This window comes from Bradyrhizobium sp. (assembly GCF_049581145.1).
GTDB lineage: Bacteria > Pseudomonadota > Alphaproteobacteria > Rhizobiales > Xanthobacteraceae > Bradyrhizobium.
This window is the reverse complement of record NZ_JBAURI010000304.1, coordinates 1-11,040: the sequence shown is the minus strand read 5'-3', so window position 1 is coordinate 11,040 and position 11,040 is coordinate 1. Positions and strand designations below refer to the sequence as shown.

The following is an 11,040-nucleotide window of genomic DNA, read 5'->3' as shown; positions in this document are numbered from 1 at the left end:
TCTCGTACCACGCGGCGGAGCGCGCAACGTCGTCGACATTGATCACGAGATGGTCGATGGCGTTGACCCTGACCGGCATGGCTCATCCTTTCGTCGCGGGCGGCGCGCGCTGGCCGCGGCCGGCGTTGTTTGTTACAACGCCCTCCAACCTCGTGACAACAACAACATAATTCGGGAGAAATGCATGATGATCTCGCGCCGTACCGCGATCGGCCTGATCGCCATGGGCAGCTCGGCCGTCGCTTCGGTGCGCAGCGCGGCAGCGGCGCTGGACTATCCGACCCGGCCGGTGCGCTTCGTGGTCGGCTATCCGCCGGGCGGCGCGACCGATATCATAGCCCGCCTGGTCGGACAGCGGCTGTCGGAGAAGCTCGGCCAGCAATTCGTGATCGAGAACAAGCCAGGCGCCGGCAACAATATCGGCACCGAGACGGTGGTCAATGCCCAACCGGATGGCAATACGGTGCTGCTGGTCAACCCGGCCAACTTCATCAACGCCACGCTCTACGTCAATCTGAAGTTCAATTTCGTCCGCGACATCGCTGCGGTCGCATCGTTCCAGCGCGTGCCCAACGTGATGACGGTAAACAAGGACGTGCCAGCGAAAAACGTCGCCGAGTTCATCGCCTATCTCAAGGCCAATCCCGGCAAGGTCAACATGGCGTCCTCCGGCAACGGCACCTCGGTGCATCTCTCCGGCGAAATGTTCATGGCGATGACCGGCACCAAGATGCAGCACGTGCCTTATCGCGGTGCGGCACCCGCGATCAGCGACATGCTCGGCGGCCAGGTCCAGGTGATCTTCGACAACATGCCATCGATCATCCAGCATATCCGCGCCGGCTCATTGCGCGCGCTGGGCGTGACGACGACCGAACGGTCGCCGCAATTGCCCGACGTGCAGGCGATCGCCGAAACCGTTCCGGGCTATGAGGCTAGCGCCCTGTTCGGTATGGGCGCGCCAAAGGATACGCCGAAGGACATCATCGAAAAGCTCAATTCGACGATTAACGCGATCCTGGCCGAGCCCGAGATGCGCCAGCGCCTGGTCGAGCTCGGCGGCGAGCCGCTGATCCAGTCGCCCGAGGCGTTCGGCGGCATGATCAAGGCCGAGACCGCGAAATGGAAAAAAGTAGTCGAATTCGCCGGCTTGAGAGTGGAATAGGAACCGACCTGGTTTCTCTTGGGTTCTGTCCAAAGGCCCGGCGAGTTGCGGAGGATGGATGATGCGTAAAGTGATGTTGGCGATCGCGACCGTCGCGGTTGCGGGGGTGATGGGCCTTTCGGTTTCGGGTCCCGCCGCGGCCTATGATTATCCCTGGTGTGCCCAGGGCAGGGGCGTAGGCGTTCCGGGCGACTGCTCGTACCAGAGCTATGACCAGTGCCAGGCAAGCGCGTCAGGCCGCGCCCTCTATTGCAACGTCAATCCGCGCGTCGCATTCGGCCGCTTGCCGCGCCGCGGTCACTATGCGCGATATCCGGACCCGTATCGCGCCTGGTGAGGTCCATCAGGGAGCGATCGGGATCAGAGCTTGCCGGGCGCTCCCGTCCCGCGCTCCCGACCGGTTCGGCCTGGTTGGGAGATCAGGAGCCTGCGGGCTCGCGCCTTGTCTGCGTGCGAGATGGTTAACGATTAACGGACTTATGCGCCAGCGGACCTTTGCGCCGTACAGCCTACTTGCGTCGGCTTTGCGATTCCGTATACTTTGCGATGCAAAGTTGAGGTGATCGATGCGCGATCTCGACAAGGCGCTGGCCGATATCATCGCCATTCGCAGCCAGATTGCCGCCGGAACGGCGTTTCGCGGCTATGGTCCGGCGGCGATCGCTGCGACTGCGGGCGTCGCGCTGCTCACGGCCGTGCTGCAATATGGCTGGCTCGACGAACCTAGCCGCCATCCCCTGACCTTTTTGTTCGGCTGGGCCGCAGCTGCGCTGTTGTCGGCGGCGATGATCTGGATCGAGATGGTGGCGCGTTCGCGCCGGCACCATTCGGGCCTCGCGGACGCCATGATCCATCAGGCGGTCGAGCAGTTTCTTCCTGCTGCCATGGCCGGCGTGCTGCTGGCTGCGATGCTCTGGAAGTTCGCACCCGAGGCGTTGTGGATGCTGCCGGGCCTCTGGCAGATCCTGGTCTCGCTGGGCGTATTCGCATCCGTCCGTTCGCTGCCGCGCACGGTTTGGCTCGCCGGCGCCTGGTATTTCGTCGCAGGCTTCATCGTGTTGCTGCTCGCGAGCCAGACCCACGCGCTGTCGCCCTGGACCATGGGAGTGCCGTTCGTGATTGGCCAATTGCTGACGGCTGCGATCATTTATTTTGCATCCGGAGAGGCCGATGCCGAGGAGTGAAGTGATGACTGCGCCGTTCTCCTATGACGGTCTTGACCGCGTGATCCATGAAAAGGCGCGGCTCGGCCTGTTGACTTCGCTGATCGCTCATCCGAAGGGCCTCGCCTTCGCCGATCTCAAGCAGCTCTGCGGACTGACCGACGGTAATCTTAGCCGTCATCTGCAGGTGCTGCAGGAGGCCGGATTGGTCGACGTCACCAAGGGTTATGAAGGCAATCGGCCCCATACCTCCTGCCGCCTGACCAAGGTCGGTCGCCGCCGCTTTCTCGACTATCTCGCCGTTCTCGAGCGGCTGGTGCGCGACGCCGCCAAGGCCGCGGGCGGCGAGCACACGCCGCTCGGCCGGCTCGGGATTCTGTCGACCTGATCTGTTTTTTTACGGGGGAACTTTGTAATGCAAAGTGATTTCCGGGCCAGACTTGCGCCCAAGCTTCATGTCGGAATCATCATGGACGGCAACGGCCGCTGGGCCACGCGGCGCGGGCTGTCCCGTCTGCGTGGGCATGAAGCCGGGGTCGAGACCATCCGGCGTATCGTCGAGACCGCGCCCGACCATGGCGTGGGAACACTGACACTATATGCCTTTTCCAGCGATAATTGGCGCCGGCCACGCGCGGAGGTGGCGGCCCTGATGACGTTGCTGCGGTTCTATCTCGCAAACGAGGTGGAGAGTCTGGTCCGCAACGGCGTTCGCCTCAAGGTGATCGGGCGCCGCGACCGGCTGCCCGACGGCATCGCTGCGGCGATCGCACGGGCTGAGGCGGCCACCGCCGATGGCGCCGTGCTCAATTTACGCATCGCCGTCGATTACTCCTCGCGCGATGCGATCCTGAACGCCGCGGCGAAACTCGCCGGAACCGCTCAACCCACCCGCGAAACGTTCTCGCAGCTTGTCACCGGCGAAGCCGGCCTGCGCGATGTCGACCTGATCATCCGCACCAGCGGGGAGCAGCGGCTGTCCGATTTCCTGCTCTGGGAAGGCGCCTATGCCGAACTGCATTTCACCGACAAGATGTGGCCCGAGTTCGACGCCGACGATCTCGCCGCCGCGCTGGCTTCCTTTCATCATCGCGAACGCCGCTTCGGCGGCCTGCAATCGCTGCCGCTCGAGCCGGCTCCCAGCCTGTGAAGTTCGAATTTCGGGCCGCGCCTTTGCCGCGGGACGGGAATCATCTACTGAAACGCATGGCTACGTCGAGCGTAGCTCCATGAAACGCGCCGATGAACCGTCAGCAGCGACGAGAGTCCGCCAGACAATCCGCCAAATCCACCGCCGCGCCGCCGCTGCGCAGCGACGCCCCGGCTGCGTTCTTCGAGGCCGGGCTTCGCCTCCTCCAGGCGGGGCAGATCGCGGAGGCGGAGCAATGCGGCCGGCGCGCGCTCGCCATCGATGCGGGCCATGCCGATTCCCTGCACCTGATGGGCATGCTGTGTTTTGCCTCGCAGCAGCATGATCTCGCGATCGAGTGGTTTGCCCAGGCGATTCGACAAAACCCCGAAGTTGCCGACTATTTCGCCAATCTCGGTGGGACGCTGCGGATCCAAGGTCGTCTCGATGAGGCGATCAAGTGCTATGATCGCGCGCTGGTGCTCAATCCCGCGCTCGCGGAGACCTGGTACAAGCTCGGCGAAATCCTGCAGCAGCAGAAGCGCCTGGACGAAGCCCTCCTGAGCTTCGACCAGGCGTCGAAAGTCGACCCGGACTATCTCGAAGCCGTCAACGCCAGCGCGCTCGTGCATTTCGAAGCCGGACGCTATGACGCCGCGATCGCGGGCTTCGACCGGTCATTGGCGATCGATCCGGGTCTTGCCGGGGCGCTTCACCTGAAGGGAATCTGTCAGCTCCGCCTCAAGCGGTTCGAGGCCGCGCTGGCCAATTGCAGCAGAGCGCTCGCGCTGGCCCCCGATCATCCCGAAATTACAAACAATGTCGGTCTCGTGCTGCAGAAGCTCGATCGCAACCAGGAAGCGCTGCTCTATTTCGACAAGGCGATCGCGCTCAAGCCGGATTTTGCCCTTGCCTTCAATCATCGCGGCACGTCGTTGTCCGAGCTCCGCCGTTTCGACGAGGCGCTATTGAGTTTTGCAAGCGCGACCGCGATCAATCCGGACTATGCCGACGCCCATTGGAACCGCGCGCTGATCCAGCTCCTGATCGGCGATTTCGCCGGCGGCTGGGCAGCGCGGGAATGGGGCCGCAAATCCATCGCTGTCGGCTTCGTCGACCGCCAATTCACCCAGCCGGTGTGGCGTGGTGAGACACCGCTCACCGGCAAGACCATTTTGTTGCACAGCGACGAGGGGCTGGGTGACACCATTCAGTTCTCCCGCTACGTGGCCGAGGTGGCGCGACTCGGCGCCCGGGTCGTTCTCGAAGTGCAGGATGTGCTGCATCCGCTGCTATCGGAGGTGGAGGGCGTGTCATTGTGCCTGCCGAAGACAGCCGTCACGCTTCCCGAATTCGATCTGCATTGCCCGCTGTCGAGCCTGCCGCTCGCGTTCGGAACCCGGCTTGAGACGATTCCGTCCGCGCTGTCTTATCTGCCGACGTTGCCCGAGGATCGCGTGCAGGAATGGGAGCGCCGGCTTGGTCCGCGTGACAGGCTCCGCGTTGGTCTGGTCTGGTCCGGCAATCCCGGGCACGGCAATGATCGCAACCGCTCGATGTCGTTGCGCGAGATGTCGGCGATCACAGATGTCGATGCCGCCTTTTACAGCCTGCAGAAAGACCCGCGGCCGGATGACAAGGCGATGCTTCTGGCGCGAGGCGACATCATCGACTTCACCGAACATTTTGCCGGTTTCGTCGACACCGCCGCGCTGATGGCGTGCCTCGATCTCGTGATCACGGTCGATACCAGCGTGGCGCATCTTGCCGGCGCCTTGGGGCGTCCCACCTGGATTGTGCTGCCTTACACGCCGGACTACCGCTGGCTGCTCGATCGCGACGACAGCCCCTGGTATCCGACAGTGCGGCTGTTTCGGCAGGACGAACGCCGCAACTATGCCGACGTTCTGGCGCGGGTGCGGACTGAACTGCAGCGCCGCATTGCAGCCGCGTCGGACGTAACCGAAACTTGATCGGAGGTCCTCCCGCGCGCAGGGCCGAAACTTGAGCTAGGTCAACGGTTTTGTGCGCCGCCGTGCCAAATGAAGCTGGTCTTTCGAACCGCAAGGCACGCGTCAATGGACGATCCACAGGACCAGCTCATCGAAGGCGTCAAGCCGCCGCACGAATCCGCTTCGCCGTCGGTTGCTCCGCCGCCGCACAGCCATCTTCCCGTTCCGGTGCTGCCACCCAGGCGGACTGGGCGGCTTCGACGCGTCGCGGTCGCGCTGCTTGCCGTTGCCCTGGTCGGTGGCGGCGGCGGTTACTACTGGTGGAAGCAGGCCCACCCGCCGCTGCCGGTCGGAATCAGTTTCGGCAACGGCCGCATCGAGGCCGACGAAATCGACATCGACACCAAATATGCCGGACGGGTTGCGGAGCTGTTCGCCGATATCGGTGATCTGGTCTCGCCCGGGCAGGTGGTGGCGCGGATGGACACCAGGGATATCGCGCAGTCGTTGTCGAAGTCAGAAGCGCAAGGCCGCCAGGCACAGCATGCCGTCGACGAAGCCCAGGCCAATCTCGTGCAGCAGCAAACCCAGCAGACCTTGGCTGCGCAGGAGATGGATCGCGCGCGGAACCTTCTGAAGAATGGCTGGACTACGCAGGAAATCGCCGATCAACGCCAGCAGCAGCTCGATGCCGCGAATGCAGGGCTTGCCGCGGCCCAGGCCCGCATCACCGAGGCGCAACATGCGCTCGAAGCCGCCGAGCACGATGCCGGCTATTACAAGGTCGAAATCGCCGACAATACGCTGGTTGCACCGAAACGGGGCCGTATTCAATATCGGCTGACGAATATCGGTGAGGTGCTGGCTGCCGGCGGCAAGGTGTTTACCATGCTGGATTTCTCTTATGTCTACATGGATATCTATTTGCCGACCGAGGAGGCAGGCAAGGTGAAGGTCGGCGCCGATGCGCGCATCGTGCTTGACGCTTATCCCGATCACCCGATCCCGGCAAAGGTCTCGTTCGTGGCAAGCGAGGCGCAGTTCACCCCGAAGACGGTGGAGACGCAGACCGAGCGTGACAAGCTGATGTTCCGGATCAGGGTCCGCATCGATCAGGATCGATTGCAGGCGCATGCCGATGCCATCCGAAGCGGGCTGCCCGGCCTGACCTATGTGCGATGGAATCCGACGGTCGAATGGCCCAAGAACCTGCAAGCTGCGCCATGACGGACGTGTTGCGTCCGGTTGCGATCGTCAAGGACATCTCGCAACGTTATCGCAGCGTCACCGCTCTCGATCATGTCTCGGCCGAACTGCCAGCGGGTTGCCTGGTTGGCCTGATCGGTCCCGACGGGGTCGGCAAATCCTCGCTGCTGTCGATTCTGGCAGGCGCCCGCGCGATCCAGCAAGGCGAGGCCTTTGTGCTCGATGCCGATATGTCGAACGCGCGCGCCCGCAACCGGGTCTGCCCGCGCATCGCCTACATGCCGCAGGGGCTCGGCAAGAATCTCTATCCCGATCTCAGTGTTCGCGAGAATATCGAGTTTTTTGCAAGATTGTTCGGACAGTCGCAGGAGGAGCGCAACTGGCGGATCGAGGAATTGCTGAAGAGCACCGCGCTCGCGGCGTTCGCGGACCGCCCGGCGAAAAAACTTTCCGGCGGCATGCGGCAAAAGCTCGGTCTCTGTTGTTCGCTGATCCATGATCCTGATCTCCTGATTCTGGACGAGCCAACCACGGGCGTCGATCCGCTGTCGCGCCGGCAGTTCTGGGACCTGATCGATCGCCTGCGCGCGCGTTCCAGTTCCGCCATGAGCGTGATCGTCGCCACCGCCTATATGGAAGAGGCGGAGCGCTTCGATTGGCTGATCGCCATGAATGACGGGCGCATCCTCGCTACCGGCTCGCCTTCGGGATTGAAGGATCAGACGCATACTGGCTCCATCGAAGACGCTTTTGTCGCGCTGCTGCCACAACGAGAGCAGGCGAGATCTGCGGAGAAACCGGTTCGTCTGGACCTCGACGGCTCCAGTGAGCCGGTCATTGTGGCCAACAATCTGACCTGCCGGTTTGGCGACTTCACGGCGGTCGACCGGGTCAGTTTCACCATCAGAAAGGGCGAGATATTCGGCTTCGTCGGCTCGAACGGCTCAGGCAAGACCACGACCATGAAGATGCTGACGGGCCTGTTGTCGCCGAGCGAGGGCGAGGCGCTGATCTTCGGGCAGAATCTGCAAGCCGGCAATCTCGAGGCGCGCAACCGGGTTGGCTACATGTCGCAGTCCTTTTCGCTCTATGGCGAACTGACGGTCCGGCAAAACCTGACGCTGCACGCCCGGCTATTTCATCTGCCTGCCGCCTTCGCGGCGAGCCGGATTGCCGAACTGGTCGAGCAATGCGATCTCGCGGAACATCTCGACAGCCTGGCCTCGGCGCTGCCGCTCGGCATTCGCCAGCGGCTGTCGCTTGCGGTCGCCATCGTGCACAAGCCGGACCTGCTGATCCTGGACGAGCCGACATCGGGCGTCGATCCGGTGGCGCGCGACCAGTTCTGGCGGCTGTTGATCGATCTGTCGCGCCAGCAGGGCATGACGATTTTCGTGTCCACGCATTTCATGAACGAGGCGGCCCGCTGCGATCGCCTGTCGCTGATGCATGACGGTCGCGTGCTCGCGACCGACACGCCGAACGGCCTGATCAAGGCGAGGGCGGCGAAGAACCTCGAGGAAGCCTTCATCGGCTTTCTCGAACAGGCGACCACGATCGAAGCCGCGCCAGTCACCGTGACGCTGGCGCCGCGCTCCGCGTCGAGCCCGGCAAACGCGACGGACAGGGCGATGGGGGGCCTGTTCAGCTTCCAGCGGCTGTTCGCCTACGCGATCCGCGAAGGGCTCGAATTGCTGCGCGATCCGATCCGTTTGATGTTCGCGCTGTTCGGCACCGCGCTGCTGATGGTGGTGTTCGGACTAGGCATTTCCACCGACGTCAACAACCTGACCTTTGCCGTGCTCGACCGCGATCAGAGTCCGGAGAGTCGCGCCTATCTGGAGGAATTGCGCGGTTCGCCCTATTTCGTGGAAAAGCCGCCGCTTGCCGACTATGCGGATCTCGACCGGCGTCTGAAGAGCGGCGATATTCAGGCCAGCATCGAAATCCCGCCGAACTTCGGCCTCGACATCAAGCGCGGGCGCCCGGCCTTTGTGTCGGCCTGGGTCGACGGCGCGATGCCGTTTCGCGCCGAAACCATCCGCGGCTATCTGCAGAGCATGCACCAGCTCTATCTCACCGATCCGGCCGTGAAAACCACGCAACCCGCGGCGGCGCTCCCCGCCGACATCGAAATCAGATTCAAGTACAATCAGGATTTTGACAGCGTCTATGCAATGGTGCCGTCGACCATCGCAATGATGCTCGCATTGTTTCCCGCCATCCTGATGGCGCTCGCGGTCGTCCGCGAGAAAGAGCTCGGCTCGATCACCAACCTCTATGTCACGCCGGTGACCCGGCTGGAATTCCTCATCGGAAAGCAGCTCCCCTACGTCGCGGTCGCGCTGATCAACTTCCTGGTGATGTTTACGATGGCGATCCTGCTGTTCAATGTGCCTTTGAAGGGCAGTTTCGTGGTCCTTCTGATTGGGACGGTGATCTACGTCTTTACCACGACGGGCTACGGCATGCTGATTTCTACATTCTGCAACACGCAGATTGCCGCCCTGTTCGGCACCGCCATTCTCACACTGCTGCCGGCCCAGCAGTTTTCGGGGATGATGACTCCGGTATCGTCGCTGTCGGGGACGGCGCAGGTGATCGGGCTGTGCTTTCCCATGAGCTATTATCGGCCGATCAGCGTCGGCACCTTTACCAAGGGATTGGGATTTGCCGATCTCGGCTCCAGCATCCTGATGCTCGCCTTGTTCATCCCGATCCTGACCGGGATCAGCCTCTTGCTGTTGCGCAAGCAGGAGAGGTGAGCCGATGCGATCGCTGTCCAACATCTTCTGGCTCGGCACCAAGGAACTGCGCAGCTTCTTCAGCGACTGGGTGCTGTTGGGGTTCGTAGTCTATTCATTCTCATTGGCGGTTATCAGCCAGGCGCAAAGCAATTCGCAGGAGCTGTACCATGCCTCGATCGGAATCGTCGACGAGGACCACTCCGAACTGTCGAGGCGGATCACGCACGCATTTCTGATGCCTTATTTCAAGCCGCCGGTCCTGATCGCGCAATCCGATGTCGAGCATTTGATGAATAACGGCAGGTACACTTTCGTCGTCGATATTCCACCGAACTTCCAGCGCGACGTGCTGGCTGGCCGCCAACCGGGGCTGCAGATCAACGCGGACGCCACCGCGATGGTGCAGGCGGGATTGGGTTCCGGCTACGCACAGGAGATCATCGATGACGAGATCGAGCAGTTCCTGTCGCATGCCGAATCGACTCCGCTGTCGCCGGTCAATCTCGCGATCCGCATCGCATTCAACCCGAACGTGACGACCGCCTGGTTCACCAGCGTGATGGGCATCATCAGTAACGTCACCATGCTGGCGATCATCCTGGCCGGCGCGGCGTTGGTGCGGGAGCGCGAGCACGGCACCATGGATCATCTCATGGTCATGCCGCTCAGCCCCTTCGAGATCGCAATGTCCAAGATCTGGGCCAATGGCTTCGTCATCGCCGTGGCGGTCGCGCTGGCCCTCTATCTTGTTGTCCGCCTGCTCTTGAAAGTGCCGATTGCCGGGTCGATTCCACTCTTCCTGTTCGGCGTCATGCTCTATTTGTTCTTTGCAACCGCGATCGGGCTGTTCCTTGGAACTGTCGCACGATCGATGCCACAGCTCGGCCTGCTCTATATGCTGGTCGCGGTTCCCATGAACATCCTGTCCGGCAGCGCCACGCCGCTCGAAAGCATGCCGCCCTGGCTGGCGGGCGCCATGCAGGTGTCGCCGTCGACCCACTTCGTGTCGTTCGCGCAATCGATCCTGTACCGCGGCGCCGGTCTGGACGTGGTGTGGCCGCAATTCGTCGCGGTGGCCGGAATCGGCGCGTTGTTCCTGGCCCTGTCGCTCTGGCGCTTTCGCGCCGCGGTCGGCCAGGGGTGACCATCGCCCGCGGCAGGCGGGAGAGCATCGCCCGGCGAGCGTCAAGCCATGTGTCACCGCTCAACGATCGTGCGCCGCGCTGGCAAGCTGGATGTCCGGGCCGTACGCCCTGGTCACGGTGACGGCGAAAATCGCACAGATGGCGCACACCATGCAGAGCTTCATCCGCGCCGTCCTGCAATCGGTGATCGGGAGAAACAGGAAAAACATCATCGCAAGGAGGAGAAGCGCGTCCAACACATACATGGGGATCTGTCCTTCAGTTTCGAGAACAGAAACCATCCAATCGATGGCCGGTATGTGGGCTGCGTCACACTCCGTGGCCGCGGCGTGTCGAAGATTCCCGCATCATGACCGGCCGCGAAGCGCGTTGGGAAGCGCGATCAAATATCGAGTATCCCCTTCATGCTCCCTGCGTCCCGACATGTCGGCATGGTAACGTGATCGGACGGAGCGTTTTGCAGCGGTGGGCCAAGGAGGCAGTTCGTGAAGCAGATTTCGACAGTCATTGTTGCAGCGGCCACGGTGCTGCTG

General features: G+C 62.6%; 10 protein-coding genes. 9 read left to right on the top strand and 1 reads right to left on the bottom strand.

Annotation, left to right across the window (positions count from 1 at the left end; genetic code table 11):
- Positions 1-187 precede the first annotated feature (187 nt).
- The 9 genes from WCB02_RS10180 (at position 188) to WCB02_RS10140 (ending at position 10,506) form a co-directional block, all read left to right on the top strand.
- Positions 188-1,165, top strand: a complete 978-nt coding sequence (locus tag WCB02_RS10180) for a Bug family tripartite tricarboxylate transporter substrate binding protein (RefSeq protein ID WP_423957949.1) — start codon at positions 188-190, stop codon at positions 1,163-1,165.
- Between the two features lie 61 nt (positions 1,166-1,226).
- A complete protein-coding gene (locus tag WCB02_RS10175; protein ID WP_423957948.1) occupies positions 1,227-1,502 on the top strand; it encodes a DUF3551 domain-containing protein in 276 nt (91 codons plus the stop codon).
- Positions 1,503-1,731: 229 nt separating this feature from the next.
- On the top strand, positions 1,732-2,349 hold the full coding sequence (locus WCB02_RS10170) for a hypothetical protein (protein WP_423957946.1): 618 nt from the start codon (positions 1,732-1,734) through the stop codon (positions 2,347-2,349).
- On the top strand, positions 2,336-2,716 hold the full coding sequence (locus WCB02_RS10165; RefSeq protein ID WP_423957945.1) for a transcriptional regulator: 381 nt from the start codon (positions 2,336-2,338) through the stop codon (positions 2,714-2,716). Before WCB02_RS10170 ends, WCB02_RS10165 begins: the two co-directional genes overlap by 14 nt.
- A 27-nt stretch (positions 2,717-2,743) precedes the next feature.
- Entirely contained in the window at positions 2,744-3,478 is a 735-nt protein-coding gene (locus WCB02_RS10160) for a di-trans,poly-cis-decaprenylcistransferase (protein ID WP_423957944.1), read from the top strand.
- Between the two features lie 92 nt (positions 3,479-3,570).
- On the top strand, positions 3,571-5,430 hold the full coding sequence (locus WCB02_RS10155) for a tetratricopeptide repeat protein (protein WP_423957943.1): 1,860 nt from the start codon (positions 3,571-3,573) through the stop codon (positions 5,428-5,430).
- A gap of 105 nt (positions 5,431-5,535) precedes the next feature.
- Positions 5,536-6,636, top strand: a complete 1,101-nt coding sequence (locus tag WCB02_RS10150; RefSeq protein ID WP_423957942.1) for an HlyD family secretion protein — start codon at positions 5,536-5,538, stop codon at positions 6,634-6,636.
- The gene (gene rbbA / locus WCB02_RS10145; protein WP_423957940.1) at positions 6,633-9,380 is read left to right on the top strand and encodes a ribosome-associated ATPase/putative transporter RbbA; all 2,748 of its coding nucleotides are present in this window, start codon (positions 6,633-6,635) and stop codon (positions 9,378-9,380) included. The genes WCB02_RS10150 and rbbA overlap by 4 nt, the downstream gene beginning before the upstream one ends.
- A gap of 4 nt (positions 9,381-9,384) precedes the next feature.
- Positions 9,385-10,506, top strand: coding sequence for an ABC transporter permease (locus WCB02_RS10140; RefSeq protein ID WP_423957938.1), 1,122 nt, complete (start codon positions 9,385-9,387; stop codon positions 10,504-10,506).
- 60 nt (positions 10,507-10,566) lie between these two features.
- Here WCB02_RS10140 and WCB02_RS10135 read toward each other — a convergent pair whose 3' ends face one another.
- Entirely contained in the window at positions 10,567-10,788 is a 222-nt protein-coding gene (locus WCB02_RS10135; RefSeq protein WP_423957937.1) for a hypothetical protein, read from the bottom strand.
- Positions 10,789-11,040: the final 252 nt, after the last annotated feature.